Here is a 23,564-nt window from a genome sequence, read left to right as displayed (position 1 = left end):
GCCGGCGCGATGAACGAACGCACCGTGGCCAACCGCCCCGCGGGCACCGGTTCGACCGGTGCCCGCGAGGGCGTTCCGACCACTCGACCCGACTCGGAGGCCCCGATTCCCCCGACCGCGGAAGCCGACAAGAAGACCCACGTCCGCCCGGGCGACCGGGTCTTCGCGGGCCTCGCCACGGGGTCCGGCATCTTCATCGTGGTCCTGATCGCCGCGATCGGCATCTTCCTGCTGCTCCAGGCGATCCCGTCCCTCGGACTGGACCAGGTCAACTTCCTCACCAGCCGCGAGTGGTCGACCGGCGACGTCAACGACATGCGGTTCGGCATCCTCGACCTGCTCCTGGTCACCGTGGTGTCGTCCGCGTTCGCGCTGGTCATCGCGATGCCGATCGCGATGGGCATCGCGCTGTTCCTGACGCAGTACGCGCCGCGCAGGCTGGCCCGGCCGTTCGCCTACGTCATCGACCTGCTGGCCGCCGTGCCGTCGATCATCTTCGGCCTGTGGGGCCTGCTGGTGCTCGGCCCGGTGCTGACCCCGATCGGCGAGTGGCTGACCGACAAGCTCGGCTGGTTCTTCCTGTTCAAGGAGGGCAACGTCAGCATCGAGCTGGGCGGCACCATCTTCACCGCCGGCATCGTGCTGGCCGTCATGATCCTGCCGATCATCACCGCGGTCAGCCGCGAGGTGTTCGACCGCACCCCGGTCACCCACGTCGAGGGCGCCATCGCGCTCGGCGCGACCAAGTGGGAGGTCGTGCGCACCACCGTGCTGCCGTTCGGCAAGGCGGGCTACGTCAGCGCCTCCATGCTCGGCCTCGGCCGCGCGCTCGGCGAGACGATCGCGCTGACGATCATCCTCAGCGGCACCGGCGCGGCGTTCACCGGCAGCCTGTTCGACGGCGGCGCCACGTTCGCGTCCAAGATCGCGCTCGCCGCGCCGGAGTTCAACGACCCGCGCACCGCGGGCGCCTACATCGCCGCCGGTCTGGTGCTGTTCGTGCTGACCTTCGGCGTCAACGCCATCGCCCGGGCCATCGTCGCAGGTCACAAGGAGTACGAATGACAGCGACCGACACGGCGGACCTCAACCGCCTGGCGACGCCGCCGACGTTCCAGAGCATCAGCGGCACCCGGAAGCTGAAGAACGGCGTCGCCACCGCGCTGGTGTGGGGCGCGTTCCTGGTCGCCATCGTGCCGCTGATCTGGGTGCTGTGGGTGGTCGTCCAGCGCGGCCTCCCGGTCGTGCTGGACCCGGACTGGTGGCAGAAGTCGCTGTCCGGCCTGCTGTCCCGCCAGCAGGGCGGCGGCGTGTACCACGCGATCTACGGCACCCTGGCGCAGGGCCTGGTGTGCGGCGTGCTGTCCGTGCCGCTCGGCCTGTTCGTCGGCGTGTACCTGGTGGAGTACGGCGGCCGCAGCAGGCTGTCCCGCGTCACCACGTTCATGGTCGACATCCTCACCGGTGTGCCGTCCATCGTGGCCGCGCTGTTCATCTACACGCTGTGGATCGCCTACTTCGGCTTCGGCCGCAGCGGTTTCGCGGTGTCCCTGGCGCTGGTGCTGCTCATGGTGCCGGTGATCGTGCGGACCACCGAGGAGATGCTCAAGATCGTGCCGGACGAGCTGCGCGAGGCGTCCTACGCGCTCGGCGTGCCGAAGTGGAAGACGATCGTGAAGATCGTCATCCCGACCGCGCTGTCCGGCATCGTCACCGGCATCATGCTGGCCCTGGCCCGCGTGATGGGCGAGACCGCGCCGGTGCTCGTGCTGGCCGCGTACGCGCCGTACATCAACTACAACCTGTTCGACGGCCCGATGGCCTCGCTGCCGCTGCTGATGACCTCGGAGCGGAACAACCCCACGCAGGCGGGCTTCGAGCGGATCTGGGGTGCGGCGATCACCCTGGTCATCATCATCACGCTGTTCAACCTGCTGGCGACCGTGGTCTCGCGGTGGCTGGCTCCGAAGACGAAGTGAGCGGGCGGTCATGGCCAAGCGCATCGACGTGAAGGACCTCAACCTCTTCTACGGCAAGTTCCACGCCGTGGACGGGGTCTCCCTGGCCGTGCCGCCGCGCAGCGTGACGGCGTTCATCGGCCCCTCCGGCTGCGGGAAGTCCACGGTGCTGCGGTCGCTGAACCGCATGCACGAGGTGGCGCCCGGCGCGCGCGTGGAGGGCAAGGTGCTGCTGGACGGCGAGGACATCTACGCCTCCGCCGTCGACCCGGTGCAGGTGCGCCGGACCATCGGCATGGTGTTCCAGCGGCCCAACCCGTTCCCCACCATGTCGATCCGCGACAACGTCGTGGCGGGGCTCAAGCTGGCCGGGCTGAAGAACAAGAAGAAGCTCGACGAGGTGGCCGAGCGCTCGCTGCGCGGGGCCAACCTGTGGAACGAGGTCAAGGACCGCCTCGACCGCCCCGGCGGTGGGCTGTCGGGCGGCCAGCAGCAGCGGTTGTGCATCGCGCGGGCGATCGCGGTCCAGCCGGACGTGCTGCTGATGGACGAGCCGTGCTCCGCGCTGGACCCGATCTCGACGCTGGCGATCGAGGACCTGATCACGGAGTTGAAGAAGGACTACACGATCGTGATCGTCACGCACAACATGCAGCAGGCGGCCCGGGTCTCCGACCAGACCGCCTTCTTCAACCTGCTGGGCGTGGGCCAGCCGGGGCGGCTGATCGAGGTGGACGACACCGAGAAGATCTTCTCCAACCCCAGCCAGAAGGCCACGGAAGACTACATCTCCGGCCGCTTCGGCTGATCTCGCGCTTGCTTCGAAAAGCCCTCCCGCCGCAGGTGGGAGGGCTTTTCGCGCGTTCGGGGACGGAGAGGTCGAACAGGGCCGGGCCGGTTGAGCGCAGGGCTGTCGACGCGTGCTGTTCCGGCGTCGGCGTTGTCGGGTTTGATCGCCGTGAGCTCTTCATCGGCGGAGGTGGGCGTTGCCCGTTCCGCGTCGTTCACACCGCGGGTGGCACCGGCTACCACGTCCGCTCCTGCCGGTGACGTGACCGCGGCCTCCAACTCGTGCGAGGAGCTTCGGTCGGTGGCCGGGCGGTCCGATCCCCGCACCGCGTGCGCAGTCGCCATCCGGAGCGGGACGGCGGTGCCGCCGTCGAGCCGCAGCCGCCCGGGTGGGCGGCACGTGCGGACCGGTTGACCTTCTTCGTCGCCGCGGCGGCCCTTCACCTGCAGCGGAAGTCGGTGCGCTTTCGGGTGACAGGGGAACCGGCCACGCACGCCGGTCGTCAAAATCGGGACACCGTACCCCTTTCGGGGGTACGGTGACCGCTGGGATCGGCAGACTCGCAGGGGGTAGTCGTGGCGTCGGAAGGTGCGTGGAGCGCACAGTCCATGCAGGCGATGACGACCAACATGGTCGGTCTGAAGCAGGCCGCCGAGTCCGGCTCGTTCGCCATCAGCCAGGACGGCGCCCAGGCGTACATCAAAGCCATCGAGGACGCGCAGATGCAGCTCGCCGAGGTGGACCTCGACATCCTGGACCTGGTGAACAAGCCGAAGCTCGGCACGAGCCCGGACGGGAAGTCCCTGAGCGAGTACAACCTGGAGAACGTGAACGGCGGTGCCGGCACCACCGGGATCATCAAGGCCATCGACGACCTCAAGGCGGCGCTCGAAGAAGCCCGGCTCGCCATGCAGAAGGCCGTCGAGAACTACCGTGAGATCGACGGCTCCGCCGCGGGCACGTACCAGCGCTACTGACGTGAAGGGTCGGTTGATGAGGATTTCGGCGACTCGGGTCGTGTTGCCGCTCGCCGTGCTGGGACTCGTCCTGGCGGGCTGCACCGACGAGCCCCGGGATGGCACGCCGTCGCCGGAGACGGGCGCGACCACGTCGAGCACTTCGCGGGTGGCGCCCACCACGACTCCCGGTTCCGGGGGCGGCTCGCTGGCCGCTTTCGACTCCTGCGGGGCACTCGAAGGCGTGGCCGCGCGGCTGAACCTCACGAAGATCGAGGACAAGGGCGAGCAGCGGTGCACCGCTCAGAACCCGGACCGCATCCTCATCGGGGTGACCGCCTGGCCGACGCAGGGCATCGCGGAGGCGAGGGGTGCGGGCCAGGAGGAGATCACGGACACCACCGTGGCCTCGCGCAAGGCGAAGCTGGTGCGCAAGGCGTCCTCCAGCACCGCCTGCATGGTGTCCGTCGAGGTCACCGGCGACTCGCGGGTCGACTTCGTCGCCTCGGCGCCCGCGTCGCTCGACGCGGCGTGCGACGCGGCGACCGAACTCGCCAACGCCGTCGAACCGACTTTGCCCAAGTAGCCGAAGGGGGACAGGTCCGTGACACCGCCGAACTCGCCGCAGGACAACCAGGCGACCACGACCACCTACGCCGGGCAGACCGAGGCCGAGCTGCGTGCCGAGTACGAACGGGCGCGTGACGAGAACCCCGGCGTCTTCGGTTTCATCACGAGTTTCGACGACTACCTCCGGTACCGGCAGCAGACCGCTCAGTACCAGGCCCGGCAGCAGCAGGAGCTGGAGCAGGACGTCGAGCAGTACCGGCCGCCGATGCCCTCGGCGTGCCCGTACTACATGGGGTACGACCACAAGGCCCTCAAGTCCATGGTCAGCGAGGACATGGACCCGGTCATGGTGAACCAGCAGGGCGAGGTGTGGAACAAGGTCGGCAACACCCTCGTCGGCCTGCAGGACAACCTCACCAAGGCGACCGAGGCCAGCAAGGGCGCGTGGCGGGGCCAAGCCGCCGAGGCGGCGCAGACCTACTTCACCAACGTCGCCGCCTGGTCCGGCAACACGGCCCAGGGCGCGCAACTCATGGGCAACCGGGTCTACACGCAGAGCAGCGCGGCCGAGACGGCCAAGAACGCGATGCCCGAGCCGGTCGACTTCAGCACCGCCGACGCCTACCGGATGTTCTTCTCCGAACCGAACCCGTTCAAGTGGGCGGAGACGATCGACAAGATCGAGCAGAAGTTCGAGGAGAAGCAGCAGGCCCACGAGCGAGCCGCCGAGGTCATGACGGAGCTGTCGACGAACTACCAGCAGTCGGCGTCCAACACCCCGGCTTTCACCTCGCCCCCCGCCATGTCCGGCGGCGGCGCCAACGGCGAGAGCAGCAACACCGGCACCGGCGAGATCAGCGGTCGCCCCACCGTGCCCAGTGGCGTCGGGAGCGGCAACGGCACCGGGTCGGGCAGCGGGTTCGGCGACCTGCCCGGCGGCGGTGGCGGCAGCGGCGGCGGCAGCACCAACCCGAGCTGGACCGGTCCCGGCACCCTCCCCGGTGGCGGCGGTGGCGGTGGTGGTGGCGGCGTGAACCCGCCCAACACCCCCGGCCTCCCCCCGGGCACCTACCCGCCCGGCACCTACCCGCCCGGCACGGGCCCCGGCCAGCAGCGCCCCGGCGTGCCCGGCGGCACCCGGCCCGGCGGCACGCGCCCCGGTCTCCCGACCGGTCCCGGCGGCCCCGGCGGCCGACCCGGTGGCGGCCCAGGCATGGGCGGTGGTCGCGGTGGCGGTGGCCTCGGCGGTCCCGGTGGCCTGGCGGCCGCCGGTGGTCGTGGTGGGCTCGGTGCCGGTGGGCTGGGCGGTTTCGGGCCCGGTGGCAGCTCCGGCGCGCTCGGCGAGTCGGGCCGGTCGGGTGCCGCCGGCTTCGGGCCGGGCGGCAGCGGCGGGCTCGGCGGTCCCGGCGCGGCCGGTGGTCGCGGCGGCGCCGGCGCGGGCATGGGCGGCATGGGCGCGGGTGCCGGTGGCGGCGGTCGCGGCGAGGAGGACAAGGAGCACAAGTCCGCCTCGTACCTGGTCGAGACCGAGGACGTCTTCGGTGACGGCACCATGGTCGCACCGCCGGTCATCGGCGGGTGACCGTGTTCTCGTTCGCCCTGTCCCACGCGGCGGCCGACATGCTGTGGGAGGACCTGAAGCTGGGCAGCCGCCCGTACCCGTTCGACTTCCCCTACCTCGGGCAGACCCTGGACGAGCGGCGCGGCATCCGCGACGCCGTCTACCGCGACCTGGAGTCGCGCGGCCTGGCCCGGCGCGGCCGGGTCGCGCCCGAGGTCGAGGAGGCCCTGAACCTGCTGGTGCGCTTCGACTTCTGCGTCAACGCCGTCGCCTCGCTGGACCCCCGCAACGTCGAGCGCCAGCTGCTGGCCCGCGGCGGCGCGGCCGGTGAGCGGGCCGCGCTCGCCGTGATGGACGACCGGCAGATCAAGGTCGACCTGCTGCGCTCCGCCGGGCTGGTGCGCGGGCTCGTCGACCTCGTCCCGAACACCCGACCGGGCCCGGGCCAGTCGGTCACCGTGCCGATGCCGTCGTCCGCGCCGCCACCGCCGCGGCCCCGCGACGAGGACTTCGGCAACGCCACGTTCACCCGCGCCATGGCGCCGCGCTCCACCGCGAGCACGCAGGTCCGCGCGCTGGAGGCGGTGTTCGAGCGCCCCCGGCTGCGCGCCGGCCAGTTCGGCGTCACGGTGCGCGGCCGGCACGGCCGGGAGCAGCGCGCCCCCCAGGTCGCGTGGTTCGACAACGACCAGGGCCGCTACATGTCGCAGACGCGGCAGGGGCAGGACGGCCGGAAGTGGCTCACCCACGCCCCCGCCGACAACGCGCGCATCGCCGCCCAGCTCGCCCAGGAGCTGAACGGCCTGCTCAACTAGACCTCGTCGGAGCTGCCGCCGTAGCCGGGCATCCGGCCGGTGACCACGAACACCGTCCGCTTGGCCACCGACACCGCGTGGTCGGCGAACCGCTCGTAGAACCGGCCCAGCAGCGTGGTGTCCACCGCCGACGGCACGCCGTGCGCCCACTCCTTGTCCATGATCACCGTGAACAGGTGGCGGTGCAGGTCGTCCATGGCGTCGTCGTCGTCCTCCAGCGACCGCGCCCGCGCCACGTCCTGGGTGCGGATGATCCCGGTCGCCTCCCGCGCCAGGTGCACCGCGATGCGGCCCATCTCGGCGAAGTACGGCTCGACGGTGTCGGAGAGCACGTGGTTGGGGTGGCGGCGGCGCGCGGCCTTGGCCACGTGCAGCGCCAGGTCGCCCATGCGCTCGACGCTCTCCGAGGCGTGGATCACCGCCAGCACGATGCGCAGGTCGGTCGCGACCGGCGCCTGCAGCGCCAGGAGCGCGTACGCCTGCTCCTCGATGTTGGCGCGCATGTCGTCGATCTTGGCGTCGTCGCCGATCACCTGCTCGGCGAGGGCGAGGTCCGCCCCCAGCAGCGCGTTCGTCGCGCGCTCCATGGCGTCGCCCGCCATCGCGCACATGTCCGCGAGTTCGGCGGCGAGTTGTCCGAGCTGGTCGTGGTAAGCCTCGCGCATGGCCGACAGCCTACGGCCAGGTCATCGCGCTAGCGACCCACCCGGGTGAACCGACGGTGAACCCGAAACGTCCAGTCCGCCCTACCCCGCGCAGGGGTCCTGCGCCGCGTTGACGACCTCCACGTCCGCCGGCGGCGGGGTGGCCTGACCGGGCTGGGCCTGCTGGCCGCCCGCCTGGGGCGCGCGGATGACGCCGTCCCAGTCCGAACCGATCAGCAGCTCCACCGCGCCGCCCATCGACGGGGTGGGCACCAGCGTCGCGCCGGGCACCGCGGCCTGCAGCGTCGTCGCGATGTCCTCGCCGCCCACGTGGTACTTGATGATCGTCTTGTCGGAGGGCGTGCCGTTGCCGCTGATCACCACCTCGAAGCCCAGCGCGGTCAGCTCGTCGCTCGCGGTGCCCGCCGCGCCGTCCGCGTCCGGGTCGCCGTTGCGCACCTGGATCTTCAGGCCCTTGGGGTCGATCACCGCGCCCTGCTTCGGGGCCGGTGCGGTCGAGGTCTTGGCCGGGTCCTCGGGCGCGGGCGCCTCGTTGGGCAGCGGCGTGCCGTCGATGATGGTCTGGAACAGCCTCTTGGTGCCCGGCAGGTCCAGCACCTCGATGTTGTCCCCGGTGTCCAGCGTCGGGCCTTCCTGGGTGGTGTGCGGGACGGTGACGAAGCTGACCCGGCCCGCCTCCAGGGTGCGCAGCGACTGCGCCAGCGTGAGCATGTCGTTGACGCCGATGTTGTCGCCCACGGTGGCCGCGGCGAACGCGTTGAGGAAGGCGTTGAGCTTGCCCGGGTTCAGCAGGATCTCCGACGACAGCGCCTTGCGCAGCAGGGCGGACAGGAACTGCTGCTGCCGCGCGATGCGGTCGAAGTCGCCGAACAGCTCGCCGCCGACCTTGCGGGCGCGCACGTAGTCCAGCGCCTTGTCGCCGTTGATGTCGTACTTGCCTGCCTTGTCGAAGATGACGCCCAGCTCTTCGTCGATCATCGGCTTGCGCGAGCACACGGTCACCGCGCCGACCGCGTCGACCATGCCCTTGAACCCGTTGAAGTCGACGCTGATGAAGTGGTTGATCTCCAGGCCGGTCAGTTCGGTCATGAACTTGACCACGCACTGCGGCCCGCCCACCGCGTACGGCTCGTTGGCCTTCACGTCGCTCTCGCGGTCCAGCTTGACGCCGGTGTACTGGCCGGTGGAGGGGTCCCACTGCTCGCACTCGGGCCGCTCGACCTGGACGTCGCGCGGCACGGAGACGATGACCATGCGCTTCCGGTCGGCCGGGATGTGGGCGAGCATCAGCACGTCCGACCGCGCGCCCTTCTCCGTGGCCGCGTCGCCGACGCCGTCCTCCGGCCGGGCGCCCGCGCGGGTGTCCGAGCCGACGATGAGGAAGTTCTCGTCGCCCAGTTGCTTCTCCGCCTCGTGCACGGCGGCCGAGTTGGAGCCGATCGCCTCGATCTCGACGATCTTGCTGTCGATGTAGAGCATCGCGCCCCACCCGACGCCGGTGGACACGAACACCAGCGAGGCCGCGGTCAGCGCGACGGCCTTGACCGCCTTGACGATTCGGCTGTGCTTGGCCGACCGGACGCGGCGGCGCGGGCGGCCGTCGTCCGGGTCGTCCACCGGGGAGGCGTACTCGGTGGCGTCCTCGTCCTGGTCGGACTTCCACGGCAGGAGCTTCTGCAGGCGCTCCTTGCGCAGCCGCTCCTGCTCGGCGAGCTCGTCGTGGACGGCGGAGAAGCGGGCCAGGGTGTGGTCGACCTCGCGGCGTTTCTTGACGTCGTCGCTGATGGCCTCCATCTCCGTGGTGAGGCTCATCGGGTCGATCTGGTCCCGCGGTTCCGGGCCGCCGGTGCTGGTGTTGCCGGTGCTGGTGTTGCCGGTGCCGAGGCGGTCGGCGATGGGGGCCGCCGGGGGCTGCGGTTCCGCGGGGTCCTCGGCGAAGCGGCGGCCGGGTGCGTCGCCCGGGGGGCGCGGGGGGCCGTCGGGTGCCGGGCCGTCGGCCAGGCGGCGGGGGGCGTTGGGGGTGGCGGGGACCTCGGGACGCGGACGTCGGCCGGTGCCGTCGGGAGCCGGGCCTTCGGCCAGGCGGCGGGGGCCGTCAGGTGCGGGGCCGTCGACCGGACGGCGAGGGCCACTGCCGTCGGGGGCGGGGCCGTCGGCGAGGCGGCGGGGACCGTTGAGGTCCTCGGGCCGCGGTCGCGGGCCGCTGCCGTCGGGCAGACGGCGGCCGTTGGGGCCGTCCTCGCCGGGCAGGCCGGGCGCTTCGGGGCGCGGACCGTCGACGGGGCGCCGACCGGTGGCGTCAGGTCCGGGGCGGTGCGGGCCGTCGGCGGGGATCTCGGGGCGCGGGCGTCGGCCGGTGCCCTCGGGCGCGTCGGCCAGGCGACGTGGTGCGTCGGGTGCCGGGCCGTCCGCCAGGCGGCGCGGGCCGTCGGCGGGGAGTTCGGGGCGCGGGCGTCGGCCGGTGCCGTCGGGGGCCGGGCCGTCGGAGAAGCGGCGCGGGCCGCTGCCGTCCGGGAGGCGTCGACCGGGCGCGTCCGGCGTGGACCCGTCCGCGAGGCGGCGCGGGCCGCTGCCGTCGGCCAGCCTGCGTCCGATGGCGCCGGGGGGTGCTTCCTCACCGGGGTGGCGCGGGCCGTCGACGTGCTCGGGGCGCGGACCCGGGCCGGCGGGGTAGGGCCGTCGACCCGTCCCCTCGGCCGCCGGGCCGTCGACGGGCACGTTCGGGCGCGGGCGCTGCCCGGTGTGCTGTTCGGTGGGGCGCGGCGCGTCCACGTGACGTCGACCGGTCGCCTCGGCGGGGTGGCCCGGCACACCGCCGGGGTTGGCGACGCGCGGGTCGATCGGCAGCGGCGGACCGTCGGCCGGGCGGCGCGGGGGCTCCGCCGACCGCCTGCCCTGGTCCGCGGCCGGGCGCTCGTCCACGGGGCGCCCGCCGGGTACGGCGTCCGCCGGGCGGCGGCCGGGAAGCGCGGGCTCGTCGGGGAAGCGCGTGCCTTGGGGGGCCGGTGGGGGACCATCGGGAAAGCGGTTGCCCGGTGCGGGCTGGTCGGCGGCTCGCCTGCCGGGACGACCGGGGATCGGCGGGTCGGCCGCCCGTCTGCCAGACCCGGGCTCCTCGGCCGCGCGCCGGCCGGTGCCGGGTTCGTCGATCGCACGCCGGCCGGTGCCGGGTTCATCGACCGCGCGCCTACCAATACCCGGCTCCTCGGCCGCGCGCCTACCACCGCCGACTTCATCGGCCGCGCGCCTGCCGGCACCCGGTTCCTCGACGAACCGCCTGCCCGGGTCGGCAATCCCCTCCGGCCCGCGCACCGGCAGACCACCGGGCACCTCGGGCCGGGCCCGTCGACCGGTGCCCTCCGCGCTCCGCCCGGCCACCGGGAACCGCCTGCTCGGCTCGCCGTCCACCTCGCCCGGCCGCGCCGCACCGGCGTCGTGCCGGTGCTCGGGCCCGCCCGGGTACCCGTTCGCCGGTCGCGGGGCCTCGGTGAAGTCGCGGTCCTCGGCACGGCGGCGGCGCCCGGTCTCCTCCGGGTGCGGTCGCGGCGTGCGGGTGCCGGTGCCCTCGGCGGGGGCGAAGTACTCGTTCGTGGGGGGCGTCGCACCACGCCTGCGCTCGGCGGGTGGCGCGCCGTTGGCCGGCGGGGGTCGGGTTCCGGTGTCCTCGGGGGCGAAGAAGTCCGGCCTGCCCGGGGGTTCCGGCGCGGCCCGCCGCCCGGTGCGCTCCGCGGACCGGGCGCCCAGCGGTCCGCGCGGCTGCTCCGGTTCCGATTCCGGCTCGGTCGCGGCGCGGCGACCGCCGGCCGGGGGCACAGGCCGCGGGATGTCCGTGCGGCTGTGCTGCTCCAGCAGGTCGGACACGCTCAGCCCACCACCGTCCAGCGACCTGCGTCGGCGGCCGGTCGGCTGGTCGTCCTGGGGGGCCTGGTCACCTCCGGGTCCGGTGCCACCGCGGCGGGGCTCGTCGGGCACCCGGTCTCCCTTCAGCGTCGGTCATTAGCGGGTCGTCATCACGAGTTGACGACAGCAAGGACACAGTGGTTGCACCAACGGCGTGTCACTTGCCTTGGCGATACTACGGATGACCGCCAGTCCTGACGACCACTGCCCGTGATACAGGGGTCGGACCTACTCGGTTACGCGCAGCAGACTACGCCCGAAAGGGTGAGTAACCGTTCGGTGTCAGTAACCGGCGACCCGTGGTTCGGCTATCCCGCGTCGCCCGGAAGCGGCTCCCGCCAGCCGGACCCGGCCGTTCTCCCGGTAGGCGACCGCGTTGCGTCCGGACTGCTTGGCCGTGTAGAGCAGGCTGTCCGCGCGCAGCAGCTGCTGCTCGGGGGCGACCGGGGGACGCGTCGACGAGTCCCCGGCGGGCGGCTCGTAAGCCAACCCGATGCTGACGGTCACGCGCAATCCCGGCGCCAGCGAAGCCCAGGCGTGACGCTCGACACGCAGGCGCGCGGCTTCGGTGACCTCCACCGCCGCGGCGGCCGTGACGTCCGGCAGCACGAGGACGAACTCCTCGCCGCCGTAGCGGGCGCAGAAGCCGCCCTCGGGCAGGTCCTCCTGCAGCAGCTCGACCACGCGTTGCAGGACCCGGTCGCCCAGCAGGTGCCCGAAGTTGTCGTTGACCTGCTTGAACCAGTCGAGGTCGATCAGCGCGATGGCGAGCCCGGCCGCCATGGAACCGCGCTCGGCGACGATGTCCACTAGGCGCTCGTCGAGGTAGCGGCGGTTGTAGCTGTCGGTGAGGCTGTCGCGCAGGCTCTGCTCGCGCGCCTCGGCGTGCTCCCGGCGCAGCCGGTCGACCTCCCGGCGCAGCTGCTCGGGGACCTGGGGCTGGTCGTCCTGGTCGGCGTAGACCAGGTCGAACGCGGAGCGCAGGTGCTGGTACGCCTGCCGCCACTGGCCGCGGGAGGCGAGCAGCGTGGCGATGGACTCGTGCAGCTGCACCAGGCCGGGCCCCTCGCCGTCGGTCGCGACGGCTTCCGGCGCGGGGCGACCGTCGCGGTCGAATTCGGCGACTTCGGGTCGCAGTGCGGTCATCGTGCTCACCTCCCTACTTGCCAAGGTGTCGTCTGATACGACGCGGCGCTTGAGCCGGCGGGACGCGTCACAGAAGGATTTCCCTCTACTGGTTGACCGTGCACTGCTCCGAAGCGGTGACATTGCGTGATTTGACCGGCGAATCGCTCGCTCAGCGTGTTCACCGGCCTGTGCGGGCCCGGTTCAGTTAACGCAGGGCGCGAAGCCGTATGCCTTGCCGTTGAGCAGCACGACGTGCTGCGAGCCGATCTGGCTGCCCACCTCGGCCCCGTCCTGGAGCACGGTCAGCGTCACCGCCACCACCAGCACGACGCCGCGCGGGTGCTCGTCCTCGCCGGGCGGCGTCCACGTCGGGTCCAGGCGCAGCGTGGACATCGTCGGCTGCACCCGGATGGTGCCCGACGGCAGCTCGCACCCCTCGTCGACGAAGTCCGGGTGCTGGGTGTCGCGCAGCAGGTCGCGCTGCTCGGCGTCGCCCTGCGCGCCCGCGTCGTTGAGGTCGGTGAAGTAGCCCGCGACCAGCTCGCGCTCCAGCTCGGTGACCTGGAGGGGTCGCGGCGTGCCCGCGACCCGCGACCCGCACCCGGTCAGCGCGAGCAGGCACGCCGCGAGCGCCGCGCCGCGCGCGACCACGTCAGCCACCCGAGTGCAGTTCGTCCGCGCCGGCGGGCACAGTGGCGTCCTCCGGGTCGTCGAGCCAGCCCTCGGGCAGCACGACCTTCGCGGGCGAGCCCTGGCGGCCGCGCGGCTCGTCGGCGCTGTCGGGGAACTCCAGGTCGGGGTCGAGCCTGCCGACCAGGTCGTCCAGCTCGGCGAGGGTGGACACCATGGCGAGCGACCGCCGCAGCTCCGCGCCCACCGGGAAGCCCTTCAGGTACCAGGCCACGTGCTTGCGCAGGTCGCGCACGCCCTTGTCCTCGCCGAGGAAGTCCGCCAGCAGGCGGCCGTGCCTGCGCAGCACCGCGCCGACCTCGCCCAGCCGCGGCCCCGGCGGCAGCGGCTCGCCCCGGAACGCCGCCTGCAGCTCCCCGAACAGCCAGGGCCGCCCCAGGCAGCCGCGCCCGACGACCACGCCGTCGCAGCCGGTCTCGGCGACCATGCGCAGGGCGTCCCGCGCGCTGAAGATGTCACCGTTGCCGAGCACCGGGATGCTGGTGACGGCCTCCTTGAGCCGCGCGATGGCCGACCAGTCGGCCTGGCCGGAGTAGCGCTGGGCCGCGGTGCGCGCGTGCAGGGCGACGGCGCGCGCGCCCTCGTCCTCGGCGATGCGGCCGGCGTCCAGGTAGGTCAGGTGGTCGGTGTCGATGCCGATGCGGAACTTGACCGTCACCGGCACCCCCGCGGGCTCGGCGGCCCGCACCGCGGCGCGCACGATCCGCCGGAACAGCTGCCGCTTGTACGGCAGGGCCGCCCCACCGCCCTTGCGCGTGACCTTCGGCACCGGGCAGCCGAAGTTCATGTCGACGTGGTCCGCGCGGTCCTCACCGACGATGATCTTGACGGCCTCGGTCATCGACGTCGGGTCGACCCCGTAGAGCTGCATCGACCGCGGCCGCTCGTGCTCGCCGAAGGTGATCATCTGCATGGTCTTGGAGTCGCGCTCGACAACGGCCCGCGCGGTGATCATCTCGCACACGTAGAGCGAGGTGGGGCTGCCGAACTCCCGGCACAGCTGCCGGAACGCGACGTTGGTGATGCCCGCCATCGGCGCGAGCACGACGGCGGGGTCGACCAGGTGGCGGCCGATCTTCAGGGGCTTGGTGGCGTGCAGGGCGGTGGACATCGCCCTCCATTGTCGCCCAGGGCCGGGAGTGGTGGGTGCCACATCAGCCGATTCCGGCCACCCACCGCGAGGGCTCCGGCGGCAGGACGTGCCCGGTCAGGCCGGTGAAGCCGGCTTCGGCGCCGGCCAGGCGCGTGAAGCCACACCCAACACGCCTGACGCGGCCAACACGCCTGACGTGCCTGATGCGGCCATCGCGGGCGCCCACGGCCGGCGCCGGACGTCGCCACCGCGTTGTGCCGGTCGCGCAGGAACGCCCGGTGGCCCCCTCGTCGGCCCACAGCGCCGGCACGTGGGCCCAACCGTGCGCGCGGCCAGCCGCCCAGTCCGCGGTGGTCGCGGGCCAACCGTCCGATCCGCAGTGGTCGCGCCAGCCGCCCAGTCCGCCGGCGGTCGCGGGCCAGCCGCCTCAACTCGCCGCGTGGTCGGCCAGCGCGCGGTCGAGCAGCGTGGCGGTCTCCTCGTCGAAGGCCACCAGCTCCACCCGCTCCACCGACGTCGGCGTGGACCGCAGCGTCGCCACCGCGATCCGAGCAGCCCGGTCCGCCGGGAAGCCGTAGACGCCCGTGGCGATCGCGGGGAAGGCGACGCTGCGCGCACCCACCTCGTCCGCCACCTCCAGGCACCGGCGGTAGCAGGAGGCCAGGACCTCGGCCTCGCCGTACCCGCCGCCCTCCCGGACCGGGCCGACCGCGTGGATCACGTGCCGGACCGGGGCCAGGTCGAACGCGGGCGTCGCCTTGGCGTCCCCGGGCAGGCACGGCGCGATCGCCGCACCGGCCTCCGCCGGCCGGGGCCCGGCCGCGCGGTGGATCGCCCCGTCCACCCCGCCACCGCCCAGCAGCGACTCGTTGGCGGCGGTCACCACCGCGTCCATCCGCGACGCGGTGATGTCACCGCGCACGACCTCGACGTCCGTCACGAAGCGCGCCACCGGCCGATCGTCGCACCGGCCGCGCGGCCGGCCGACCACGCTTCACCCACGGCGCAAAGATCTCCGCCCCACCCACGACGTGAAGACCCCCACCCCGCCCACGGCGCGGAGACCCTTGCTTCACCCACAGCGCAAAGATCCCCGCCCCGTCCACGGCGCGCAGGACCGCGGGCCCCGCCCGCTCAGCATGCGGTCACAGCTCCACCCCCCAGTCGTTGCACCGGATCGGGCAGCCGGGCGGGTACTCGAAGTCCACCTCGCCGAGGAAGGTGAACCCCGCCCGCCGGCACACCGCGTTGGACGCCGGGTGGTCGACCGACGGGAACGCCCGCGCCCACCGGCGCTCCCCCGCCGCCCGCGCGAACCCCACCGCCGCCCGCGCCGCCGCGGTGGCCACCCCGCGACCCTGGAACTCCGGCAGGACGCCCCACCCGACCTCCCACACCGGCTCGCCCCGCCACGACCGCGCCCAGTACCCGACGCTGCCCGCGGGCACGCCGTCGACCTCCACGCGGAACATCCGGCCGGCGCCGGGCGCGAGGTAGCGCCGGTGCCGGTCGACGAGCCGGTCCTCGGTCTCGGGGCCGCCGAGGTGCGCGGTCATCTCCGGTGCGTTGAGCCGCCGCAGCAGTTCGAGGTCCCCCTCGGCCCACGGCTCGGTGCGGGTGGTCGCGATCATGGGGACACCATGCCGGCGGGGTACGACAATTCCGGGTCTGCGCAGGTCAGAAGGCCACGGTGAGGCAGCCGAGCCGGGCGCCGGCGGTGCCCGCCTCGCCGGGGCCGGTGTGGGTGTGCTCCTCGTGCAGCACCACGGAGCCGGGGCGCCGCTCGTCGAACCGCCAGTCCACCAGCGTGCGCGCCACGCCCCGGCCCCGCGCGTCGGTGGTGAAGTCGAGCCAGATCTCGTTGCGCGGGTTGGCCGACGCCGGGTCGGTCGCCCCGCCCGGCACGTGCTGGTAGTGCGGCCCGGCGTCGGCGGGCGCGGGCCCGCACGGGTTCACGTGGGCGTGGGCGCCGTAGTCGCGGTTGGGCAGCAGGCCGGTCACGTGCAGCAGCACGTGGGTGCCGACCGCGGTCGACGAGGAGAGCACGGTGGCGCGGGCGCCCTGCGGCACGCGCGGGTCGTAGCTGATCAGCTCACCGGACGACGCGGGCAGCAGCGCGCCCGCGAGGGCGAGGGCCAGGGCGAGGTGCATGCGACCTGCTTAACCGGCGGTGCGGTGACATTCCAGCGACGTCACACGTTCCGGTGGTCTTCAGCCGACGTCCCGGCGCAGCAGGTCGTCCTCGGCCTCGGCGCGCACCAGCAGGGACGTCGCGCCGTCCCGCACGCCGACCAGCGCCGGGCGCCCCACCTGGTTGTAGTTCGAGGCCAGCGAGTGGTGGTAGGCGCCGGTGACGGGGACGGCCAGCAGGTCGCCGGGGTGGACGTCCCCGGGCAGCGGGACGTCCCGGGCGAGCACGTCACCCGCCTCGCAGTGCCTGCCGACCACGGTCACCCGGCGCGTGCGCCCGCCGCGGCGCAGCAGGCGCGGCGCGTAGCGGGCCTGGTAGAGCGCGGGGCGGGCGTTGTCGCTCATGCCGCCGTCAACCGCCACGAACGAGTGCTTCACGCTCGTGACCCGGTAGACCGTCACCCCGGCCCGCGCGACGATGGCCCGACCGGGCTCGACCACCACCCGGGGCGGCCGCACGCGGTGCCGCGCGCACTCGTAGTGCAGGGCGCGGGTGATGCGGTCGGCGTAGCCGGTGAGGTCGAAGTCGGGCTCCTCGGGCGTGTACGGGACCCCGAACCCGCCACCGAGGTCCAGTTCCGCGACCGGCAGCGGGCAGCGGGCGACGACCTCGACCATCCGGCGCGCCGCCCGCTCGAACGTGGCGACGTGGCGGACCTGCGAGCCGATGTGGCAGTGCAGCCCCGCGAAGGCGAGGTCGGGCCGTCCGGCCAGCCGGCGCACCGCCGAGGCCAGGTCGGCCTCGTCCATGCCGAACTTCTGCCCGCTCACCCCGGTGGCCAGGGCCGGGTGGGTGTCGGCCGCGACGTCCGGCGTCACCCGGAGCAGGACGCGCTGGTCGGTCAGGTGGTCCAGCTCGTCGGGCGAGTCCACCACCACGCGCCCCACCCCGCACGAGCGGATTGCCTTGAAGTCCTCGGGCGTCTTGGCGTTGCCGTGGAACAGGACGCGCTCGGCCGGGAACCCCGCGGCCCGCGCGACGGCCAGCTCCCCGGCCGAGCACACGTCCAGCGACAGCCCCTCCTCCCGGACCCACCGCAACACGGCGCGGCAGGTCAGGGCCTTGCTCGCGTAGGCGACCTCGACCCCCGGCAGCGCGGCGCGGAACCTGCGGCACTGGGCGCGGACGTCGTCCTCGCTCAACACGTAGGTGGGAGTGCCGAAGGTCGCGGCGATCCGGACCAGCACCTCGTCGGACAGGGCGGCGGGCCACAGCCGCGGGTCGGGCGTGGCCGGCAACGACGCCCCCAGGGAGGGCAACAGCTCGCTCAACGTCATGCCGCCAGCACAACCCCCGCGATCCCGGACCGACCCCGCCGGGGACGCGGACCTGACGCGCGGGTCCGCGATCCTGTCGCCGCCTTGACGCCGGTGTGGCGTGCGCCACGCCGCAACCACCGTCGATCGAACCCGCCACCGTCCACTAGCCTTGACCGCGGGCCGCTAGCTCAACTGGCAGAGCAGCGGACTTTTAATCCGCGGGTTCAGGGTTCGAGCCCCTGGCGGCCCACCAAACCCCCAGGTCAGCGGCCTGGGGGTTCAGTATTTCAAGATCAAAGCCCCGTTTTACTCCCGGAATTGGGCGCTGTTTCGCTGATCACGGCCGTGAGCGCATCCACCCCGGCGAGCGCCGCCCCGTGCAGCCGTCCCGCGTCATCGACGGCCGGGAGCGACCGAGGATGTCGGCGATCCGCCGCGCGGTCGGACCGGCCTCGTCGCGACCCTCGGGCGGAACGTCCGCGGAGCCGCGCCGGCAGCGGCCCGTGACCGGCACGACGGGGCCCGCCGCACTACGGTGGTTCGGTGCGCGTGGCTACCTGGAACGTGAACTCGGTCAAGCAGCGGGTGCCCCGGTTGTTGCCGTGGTTGGACGAGCGGCGGCCCGACGTGGTGTGCCTGCAGGAGCTCAAGGTGACCGACGAGGCGTTCGAGGCCCTGCTCGGTGCGGAGTTGGCCGCCAGGGGCTACGAGGCCGCGGTGCACGGGCAGGCCCAGTGGAACGGGGTGGCGATCCTCTCCCGGGTCGGGCTGGCGGACGTCGAGAAGGGGCTCGTGGACGGGCCGGGCTTCCCCGACCAGGAGGCCCGTGCGGTGGCCGCCACCTGCGGCGGGGTGCGGGTGCACTCCGTCTACGTGCCCAACGGGCGCGAGGTGGGGTCCGACCACTACCGGTACAAGCTGGAGTGGTTGAAGGCGCTCCGGGACGTCGTGGCCGCCGGGCCGGAGGACGTGCTGGTGTGCGGGGACGTCAACATCGCCCCCGCGGACGCCGACGTGTTCGACCCGGCAGCCTTCGCCGGGCACACGCACGTCACCGACGCGGAGCGGGCGGCGCTGGCGGAGTTCCACGCGCTCGGGCTGCGGGACGTGGTGCGGGACCGGTGGCCCGCCGAGCGGGTCTTCACCTACTGGGACTACCGCGCCGCCATGTTCCAGCGCGACCTCGGCATGCGCATCGACCTGGTCCTGGCCTCCGGGCCGGTGGCGGCGCGGGTCGAGGCCGCCTGGGTGGACCGGCAGGCGCGCAAGAGCGCCGGGTCGAAGGCCGCCGAACCGAAGACCGCCGGGCCCAGCGACCACGCGCCGGTGTTCGTGGACCTGGACGAGGCGCCGGACGGCGACATCGGGCCGGTGGTGCCGCCGCCGTCCGCGCGGCGCGGGGAGAAGTCGGCGCGCGTGCCGCGCTGAACCGGAGAGGCGGGCGACCGGGGGAGGCGGGCGCCGACCCCGTTGAGCCGCAACGACAACCGGGCCGTGGGCGGGGCTCGTCACCGAACCGGTCGGGGAGCGGGCCGCCACCCCCGCCCCGCCTCCGGAGGTCGCCCACCGGCCGGAGCGGCGCGGGCACGTCGAGCGGGCCCGGCAGGCGGTCGCCGCCGCTGGTCACCGCCCCCGGCCGCCCGGACCCGACCGCCGCCCCCGGGGCCGCGGTCGACGGGCCGCGAACCGACTTCCGGCCCGATCTCCACCAGGAACAGGTGATCCGCACGGCACTTCGGGGGATTCTCGGCGACCGACCGCTCCGACATCATGTGGCCCGACCACCACCGGAGGAGCTGCCTTGACCGATCGCGTGACGCAGGCGTACCTGTCCGACGAGAGCCTGCACGGCGTGATGGGGCGGCTGGACCTGCCGCCGTGCCTCGAAGCCGCCTACGGGCACCGGCTGGTCAACCGCCCGTTCTTCCTCGAAGAAGCCGTCGCGCACGAGATCGCGGCCGACCTGCTCGCGTTCTTCGAGCTGCTGCTCACCCTGCCGCGGCGGTTCTTCAACGGCAGCTTCAAGGACTTCGCCGCCGCGCTGGGCCTGCCGCCGGAGGAGGCGGCGCTGATGAGCGCCGACCGGCCACCCCTGCACGGCCGCGCGGACATCTACCGCGACGGCGACCGCTTCCGGCTGCTGGAGGTCAACGCCGGTTCGCAGCTCGGCGGCCCGGACCTGGGCGAGCTGGCCCGGGTCATCCGGGAGACCCCGGAGTTCGAGCCGTTCGCGGACGCGCACGGGCTGCGCCACGTCAACCCGATCGAGAAGCTGCTCGACGCCGTCGGCCGGGACCGCACCATCGCCTTCCTGGAGGAGGGCGGCATGCTCACCCGCTTCGCCAGGGGGTTCGCCAGCTTCCGGGAGGCATGCGCGCGCCAGGGCGTGGACGTCCTGCTCGGCGAGCTGCACGAGGTGACCGAGCGCAACGGCCACCTCCACCTCGGCGGCACCAGGCTGGACGCGGTGATCCGCTACTTCTCCGCCAAGCAGGCCGTCAAGTACGCCGACCTGCTCACCAAGGGCCACAAGACCGAGCTGTACACGCCGCTGTCTTCCTACTACTACGGCAACAAGTCCACGCTCGCCCTGCTGTCGGAGCGCCGCGCGGAGCTGACCGACGCCGAGCGGGCCCTGGTCGACAAGCTGCTGCCGTGGACCCGGTACCTCCGGGACGTGCCGCGCGACGAGGTCCGGGCCAAGCGGGAGGACCTGATCGTCAAGGCGGCGGGCGAGTTCGCGGGCACCGGCATCCACCCGGGCTGGCTGCTCACCGACCGGGAGTGGGCCGACCTGCTCGACGACGTCGCCGGGCAGCCTTACGTGGTGCAGGAACGCGTGCGGCCCACGACGGACGTGGTGCCCGGCGACGACCGGCCGTGGGTGACCACGTGGGGCTGGTTCTTCACCGACGCCGGGTTCGCGGGCATGAGCATCCGCGCCATGCCGGTCGAGGACGGCGCCGTGATCAGCTACGCGGGCAACCCGCTCACCCGCGTGTCCGGCCTGCTCCTCTACTGACGGGATTCGCAGGCGCGGCCGTCGTGGTCGGCGTCCAGGTGGTGGTGGTCCGGGCCGACCACGCGGATCCCGGTCACGCCGAGGGCGCGCAGCCACTCGCAGTGCCGCCGGACGTGGCGGGGGAAGCGCAGGGGCACGCAGGCGCCGTCGGCCTCGTACGAGGGGTGGCAGCTCCAGGGGTGGCGCGCGGCCGTGGTGGTGGGCGTCGTGGTCGTCACCCCGGTCGTGGGCGGCGGTGGCGGCGGCTCGGTGGTGGTGGTGCCGGTGGTGGTCGTGACCGGCGGCGCGGGCGCGGGCCGCAGGGGCGGCGGTGCCAGGACCTCCAGCGGCGTGGTGGACCGCTGCACCGCCACGGTCGTGGTGTAGGTGGCGCTGAGCACGCCCGGCTCGACCGGGCTGAGGTCGACCCGGCGGACGTCGACCGGCCGCGGTTCGTCGACCGCCAGCACCACGGCCACGACCGCGCAGGTCGCCAGCGCGAGCGCGGCGCCGGCGAAGGCGGTCCCCCTGCCACTGCTCATCCCTGCACCCGACCCCACGCTCCACGGTGTCACGTGGAATCGCTCCGGCGCCGGAAACCGTTACGCCGCAGCCCGTTCGGGTGAGTGCCGGTCAGCCGCTGACGTCCGGGCCCGCGCGCTCCAGGACGACCCGCAGGACCACCCGCTTCTCGGCCACCATGGCGGCCCGGTACTCGTCCCAGTCCCGGTGCTCGCCGGAGATCCGCCGGTACAGGTCGACCAGCGGTTCCATCGCCTCGGGCAGCGACAGCACGGTCGCCGTGCCCTCCACCTGCAGCCAGTCGCCGAAGAAGCCCTCGGTGAAGAAGCACAGGGCCACGCGCGGGTCGCGGCGGACCTGCCGCACCTTGTACGCGGTCTCCCGGGTGCTGATCACCACGCGCCCCTCGTCGTCCACGGTGGCGAGCACGGGCGACATCTGCGGTGACCCGTCCGACCGGCGCGCCGACAGCACGGCGCGGGGGTTGCGGCGGATGAACTCGCGGGCTGCGTCGAGGTCCACGGTCCCCATCATGGACCCGCGCCGGCGCCCGTGCCACGATCGGGCGCGTGGACGTCGGACTCCTGGGCCCCGGCACGGTGACCTGGCAGCTCCACGCCGACCCGGCGATGTGGGTCGCGGGCATCTCCGGCCTCCACCTCCAGGCGCTGCACCCCCGCGCGGTCGCCGGCGTGGTGCAGAACTCGGACTTCCGGCGCGACCCGCTGGGCCGCCTGCGCCGCACCGCGAGCTTCGTCGGCGTGACCAGCTACGGCCCGACCGACCGGGTGCACGCCGCCGCGGCCCGCGTGCGCGGTTTGCACCGCTCGTTACGCGCCAGGGACGCCGCCGGCCGCGCGTTCCGCGTCGACGACCCGGAACTGCTGCTGTGGGTGCACGTCGCCGAGGTGCACTCCTTCGTCACGGTCGTGCGCCGGGCCGGCTACGCCCTGACCGACGCCCAGGTCGACCGCTACTACGACGAGCAGCGCCGCACCGCCGCCCTCGTCGGCCTGCGCGAGGACGAGGTGCCCGGCAGCGCCCGGGAGGTGGCCGACTACTTCGCCGGCGTGCTCCCCGGGCTGCGGCGCACCGCGGACTCCGAGGTGGTGCGCCGGTTCCTGCTCCGCCCGCCGCTGACCGGCCCGCTGCGCCACGGCCTCGGCGTCTACGAACCGCTGGTGGGCCGGCTGGCGTACGCGCTGCTGCCGCCGTGGGCGATCGCGCTGCACGGCCACCGCCCGTACCCCGCGCCGGCCGCCACGGCGTTGCTGCGCGCCGTCCGCGCCGCCGCCCTGCTGGTACCGGCGCCGGTGCGCTGGAGCGTGCCCGAGGGCCACGTCAACGACGCCGTCCGCCGCCTCGGCCGCGCCGCCACGCCCCGCCGCGCGCTGCTGCCGTCATAGGGATCACACATCCACCCGGTGTCAAAGGACCAGGTGGCACCTTGGCTGCGACCTTCGTCGCATAAGACGTCTCAATCGGTTTGCTTAGCATGAATAACGGCCCGCGCGTCGACCCGCGCCGGGGCCCCGAGCGTTCCCGAGCACCCGAGAGGTTCGCAGCTCATGCCTTTCCGACGACTGCTGCCCGCGTCCGCGCTGGCGGTGGCCCTGCTCCTCACCGCCGCCTGCGGGGGTGCGGCCGAGGACACCCTGAAGGGCAAGGCCGACGACGGCTCGCTCACCGTCGGCATCCGGTTCGACCAGCCGGGGATGGCCCAGCGCCGGCTCGACGGCAAGTTCGTCGGCTTCGACGTCGACGTCGCCAAGTACGTCGCCGCCCAGCTCGGCGTCGAGGAGTCCGGCATCACCTGGAAGGAGGCCCGCTCCGCCGACCGGGAGCGGCTGATCGCCGAGGGCCAGGTCGACTTCGTCGTCGCCACCTACTCGATCACCGACAAGCGCAAGGAGCAGGTCTCCTTCGCCGGCCCGTACTTCCAGACGGGGCAGGGCATCCTGGCCCGCTTCAGCGACACCGACATCACCGGCCCGGAGACCCTCAACGGCCGGCGGCTGTGCTCGGTCAGCGGCTCGACCTCCGCGCAGCGGGTCAAGGACGAGTTCGCGCAGGGCGTGCACCTGGTCGAGTACGGCCAGTACTCCGACTGCGTCATCGCGCTGCTGGCGGGCAACGTGGACGCGGTCACCACCGACGAGGTGATCCTCGCGGGCTACGTCGCCGAGAACCCCGAGCTGCTCAAGCTCGTCGGCGAGCCGTTCACCACCGAGCGGTACGGCATCGGCCTGGCCAAGGACGACGCCGAGGGCCGGGCGGCGGTCAACGCCGCCATCCGGAAGATGGTCGACACCGGCGAGTGGCGCGCCGCGCTGGAGCGCAACATCGGCCAGTCTGAGCTGGAGCTGCCCGAGCCGCCCGAGGTGACCGAGGAGTAGACCGGGGGTGGAGCGATGACCACGCGGTGGTAGTGCTGGGGTGCCGCCACCCGATACGCTCGCCCGTGC

Annotated in this window: 22 protein-coding genes and 1 tRNA gene; 12 read left to right on the top strand and 11 right to left on the bottom strand. The window is 73.4% G+C overall.

Annotated elements, in window-relative coordinates; translation table 11 throughout:
• Positions 1-9 precede the first annotated feature (9 nt).
• The 7 genes from pstC (at position 10) to EKG83_RS45160 (ending at position 6,650) form a co-directional block, all read left to right on the top strand.
• Positions 10-1,065 carry a phosphate ABC transporter permease subunit PstC gene (pstC, locus tag EKG83_RS45190; RefSeq protein WP_033428416.1) on the top strand — a complete coding sequence of 352 codons (1,056 nt, stop codon included), beginning with the start codon at positions 10-12 and terminating at the stop codon, positions 1,063-1,065.
• On the top strand, positions 1,062-1,979 hold the full coding sequence (gene pstA, locus EKG83_RS45185; protein ID WP_033428417.1) for a phosphate ABC transporter permease PstA: 918 nt from the start codon (positions 1,062-1,064) through the stop codon (positions 1,977-1,979). The genes pstC and pstA overlap by 4 nt, the downstream gene beginning before the upstream one ends.
• Positions 1,980-1,989: 10 nt before the next feature.
• Positions 1,990-2,766, top strand: coding sequence for a phosphate ABC transporter ATP-binding protein PstB (pstB, locus tag EKG83_RS45180; RefSeq protein ID WP_033428418.1), 777 nt, complete (start codon positions 1,990-1,992; stop codon positions 2,764-2,766).
• A gap of 599 nt (positions 2,767-3,365) precedes the next feature.
• Complete coding sequence (locus EKG83_RS45175) at positions 3,366-3,725, top strand: hypothetical protein (protein ID WP_228122437.1); 360 nt, start codon at positions 3,366-3,368, stop codon at positions 3,723-3,725.
• 16 nt (positions 3,726-3,741) lie between these two features.
• The gene (locus EKG83_RS45170; RefSeq protein ID WP_084716031.1) at positions 3,742-4,290 is read left to right on the top strand and encodes a DUF3558 family protein; all 549 of its coding nucleotides are present in this window, start codon (positions 3,742-3,744) and stop codon (positions 4,288-4,290) included.
• A gap of 18 nt (positions 4,291-4,308) precedes the next feature.
• Positions 4,309-5,856 carry a hypothetical protein gene (locus EKG83_RS45165; RefSeq protein ID WP_153278820.1) on the top strand — a complete coding sequence of 516 codons (1,548 nt, stop codon included), beginning with the start codon at positions 4,309-4,311 and terminating at the stop codon, positions 5,854-5,856.
• Positions 5,853-6,650: an ESX secretion-associated protein EspG gene (locus EKG83_RS45160; protein WP_033428421.1), complete on the top strand. Its 798-nt coding sequence runs from the start codon at positions 5,853-5,855 to the stop codon at positions 6,648-6,650. Before EKG83_RS45165 ends, EKG83_RS45160 begins: the two co-directional genes overlap by 4 nt.
• Here the strand turns inward: EKG83_RS45160 and phoU are convergent.
• The 9 genes from phoU to lysA all read right to left on the bottom strand — a co-directional run bounded on the left by phoU (position 6,647) and on the right by lysA (position 17,594).
• Positions 6,647-7,315 (bottom strand): phosphate signaling complex protein PhoU, encoded by a 669-nt coding sequence (phoU, locus tag EKG83_RS45155; RefSeq protein WP_033428422.1) that lies wholly within the window; start codon positions 7,313-7,315, stop codon positions 6,647-6,649. The two genes, EKG83_RS45160 and phoU, sit on opposite strands and share 4 nt — an antisense overlap.
• Positions 7,316-7,396: 81 nt before the next feature.
• A complete protein-coding gene (locus tag EKG83_RS45150; protein WP_153278819.1) occupies positions 7,397-10,237 on the bottom strand; it encodes an LCP family protein in 2,841 nt (946 codons plus the stop codon).
• 1,260 nt (positions 10,238-11,497) lie between these two features.
• Entirely contained in the window at positions 11,498-12,361 is an 864-nt protein-coding gene (locus EKG83_RS45145; protein WP_033428423.1) for a GGDEF domain-containing protein, read from the bottom strand.
• A 183-nt stretch (positions 12,362-12,544) separates the two neighbouring features.
• Positions 12,545-13,003 carry a hypothetical protein gene (locus EKG83_RS45140; protein ID WP_051764634.1) on the bottom strand — a complete coding sequence of 153 codons (459 nt, stop codon included), beginning with the start codon at positions 13,001-13,003 and terminating at the stop codon, positions 12,545-12,547.
• The gene (gene dusB, locus EKG83_RS45135; protein ID WP_033428425.1) at positions 12,996-14,144 is read right to left on the bottom strand and encodes a tRNA dihydrouridine synthase DusB; all 1,149 of its coding nucleotides are present in this window, start codon (positions 14,142-14,144) and stop codon (positions 12,996-12,998) included. The genes EKG83_RS45140 and dusB overlap by 8 nt, the downstream gene beginning before the upstream one ends.
• A 409-nt stretch (positions 14,145-14,553) precedes the next feature.
• Positions 14,554-15,078 (bottom strand): macro domain-containing protein, encoded by a 525-nt coding sequence (locus tag EKG83_RS45130; RefSeq protein ID WP_228122436.1) that lies wholly within the window; start codon positions 15,076-15,078, stop codon positions 14,554-14,556.
• Between the two features lie 193 nt (positions 15,079-15,271).
• Positions 15,272-15,757 (bottom strand): GNAT family N-acetyltransferase, encoded by a 486-nt coding sequence (locus EKG83_RS45125; RefSeq protein ID WP_033428426.1) that lies wholly within the window; start codon positions 15,755-15,757, stop codon positions 15,272-15,274.
• Positions 15,758-15,803: 46 nt separating this feature from the next.
• Positions 15,804-16,277 (bottom strand): superoxide dismutase, encoded by a 474-nt coding sequence (locus EKG83_RS45120; RefSeq protein WP_033428427.1) that lies wholly within the window; start codon positions 16,275-16,277, stop codon positions 15,804-15,806.
• Positions 16,278-16,337: 60 nt separating this feature from the next.
• Complete coding sequence (lysA, locus tag EKG83_RS45115; RefSeq protein ID WP_033428428.1) at positions 16,338-17,594, bottom strand: diaminopimelate decarboxylase; 1,257 nt, start codon at positions 17,592-17,594, stop codon at positions 16,338-16,340.
• 159 nt (positions 17,595-17,753) lie between these two features.
• Between lysA and EKG83_RS45110 the strand changes: the two genes are divergently transcribed.
• The 3 genes from EKG83_RS45110 to EKG83_RS45100 all read left to right on the top strand — a co-directional run bounded on the left by EKG83_RS45110 (position 17,754) and on the right by EKG83_RS45100 (position 20,598).
• Positions 17,754-17,829: transfer RNA gene (locus tag EKG83_RS45110), tRNA-Lys, on the top strand.
• 290 nt (positions 17,830-18,119) lie between these two features.
• A complete protein-coding gene (locus EKG83_RS45105; RefSeq protein ID WP_033428429.1) occupies positions 18,120-19,004 on the top strand; it encodes an exodeoxyribonuclease III in 885 nt (294 codons plus the stop codon).
• A gap of 373 nt (positions 19,005-19,377) precedes the next feature.
• Complete coding sequence (locus EKG83_RS45100) at positions 19,378-20,598, top strand: hypothetical protein (protein ID WP_153278818.1); 1,221 nt, start codon at positions 19,378-19,380, stop codon at positions 20,596-20,598.
• Here the strand turns inward: EKG83_RS45100 and EKG83_RS45095 are convergent.
• Positions 20,592-21,119: a hypothetical protein gene (locus EKG83_RS45095; protein WP_033428431.1), complete on the bottom strand. Its 528-nt coding sequence runs from the start codon at positions 21,117-21,119 to the stop codon at positions 20,592-20,594. The two genes, EKG83_RS45100 and EKG83_RS45095, sit on opposite strands and share 7 nt — an antisense overlap.
• Before the next feature lie 91 nt (positions 21,120-21,210).
• Positions 21,211-21,630, bottom strand: coding sequence for a PPOX class F420-dependent oxidoreductase (locus tag EKG83_RS45090; protein WP_211268997.1), 420 nt, complete (start codon positions 21,628-21,630; stop codon positions 21,211-21,213).
• A gap of 38 nt (positions 21,631-21,668) precedes the next feature.
• On the opposite strand from EKG83_RS45090, the gene EKG83_RS45085 reads away from it, so the two are divergent.
• Both EKG83_RS45085 and EKG83_RS45080 read left to right on the top strand, forming a co-directional pair.
• Entirely contained in the window at positions 21,669-22,505 is an 837-nt protein-coding gene (locus tag EKG83_RS45085) for an oxygenase MpaB family protein (protein WP_033428433.1), read from the top strand.
• A 162-nt stretch (positions 22,506-22,667) separates the two neighbouring features.
• Positions 22,668-23,495, top strand: coding sequence for a glutamate ABC transporter substrate-binding protein (locus tag EKG83_RS45080; protein ID WP_033428434.1), 828 nt, complete (start codon positions 22,668-22,670; stop codon positions 23,493-23,495).
• Positions 23,496-23,564: the final 69 nt, after the last annotated feature.

The organism is Saccharothrix syringae (genome assembly GCF_009498035.1).
GTDB lineage: Bacteria > Actinomycetota > Actinomycetes > Mycobacteriales > Pseudonocardiaceae > Actinosynnema > Actinosynnema syringae.
The sequence above is the reverse complement of the archived record's forward strand: the minus strand, read 5'-3'. Positions and strand labels throughout refer to the sequence as shown.

Coding starts and splice junctions, on each gene's coding strand:
- EKG83_RS45120 (WP_033428427.1), bottom strand. CDS start 16,277: ATGCACCTCGCCCTGGCCCTCGCCCTCGCGGGCGCGCTGCTGCCCGCG.
- EKG83_RS45145 (WP_033428423.1), bottom strand. CDS start 12,361: ATGACCGCACTGCGACCCGAAGTCGCCGAATTCGACCGCGACGGTCGC.
- EKG83_RS45175 (WP_228122437.1), top strand. CDS start 3,366: ATGACGACCAACATGGTCGGTCTGAAGCAGGCCGCCGAGTCCGGCTCG.
- pstC (WP_033428416.1), top strand. CDS start 10: ATGAACGAACGCACCGTGGCCAACCGCCCCGCGGGCACCGGTTCGACC.
- lysA (WP_033428428.1), bottom strand. CDS start 17,594: ATGACGTTGAGCGAGCTGTTGCCCTCCCTGGGGGCGTCGTTGCCGGCC.
- phoU (WP_033428422.1), bottom strand. CDS start 7,315: ATGCGCGAGGCTTACCACGACCAGCTCGGACAACTCGCCGCCGAACTC.
- EKG83_RS45080 (WP_033428434.1), top strand. CDS start 22,668: ATGCCTTTCCGACGACTGCTGCCCGCGTCCGCGCTGGCGGTGGCCCTG.
- dusB (WP_033428425.1), bottom strand. CDS start 14,144: ATGTCCACCGCCCTGCACGCCACCAAGCCCCTGAAGATCGGCCGCCAC.
- pstA (WP_033428417.1), top strand. CDS start 1,062: ATGACAGCGACCGACACGGCGGACCTCAACCGCCTGGCGACGCCGCCG.
- pstB (WP_033428418.1), top strand. CDS start 1,990: ATGGCCAAGCGCATCGACGTGAAGGACCTCAACCTCTTCTACGGCAAG.
- EKG83_RS45095 (WP_033428431.1), bottom strand. CDS start 21,119: ATGAGCAGTGGCAGGGGGACCGCCTTCGCCGGCGCCGCGCTCGCGCTG.
- EKG83_RS45125 (WP_033428426.1), bottom strand. CDS start 15,757: ATGATCGCGACCACCCGCACCGAGCCGTGGGCCGAGGGGGACCTCGAA.
- EKG83_RS45170 (WP_084716031.1), top strand. CDS start 3,742: ATGAGGATTTCGGCGACTCGGGTCGTGTTGCCGCTCGCCGTGCTGGGA.
- EKG83_RS45090 (WP_211268997.1), bottom strand. CDS start 21,630: ATGGGGACCGTGGACCTCGACGCAGCCCGCGAGTTCATCCGCCGCAAC.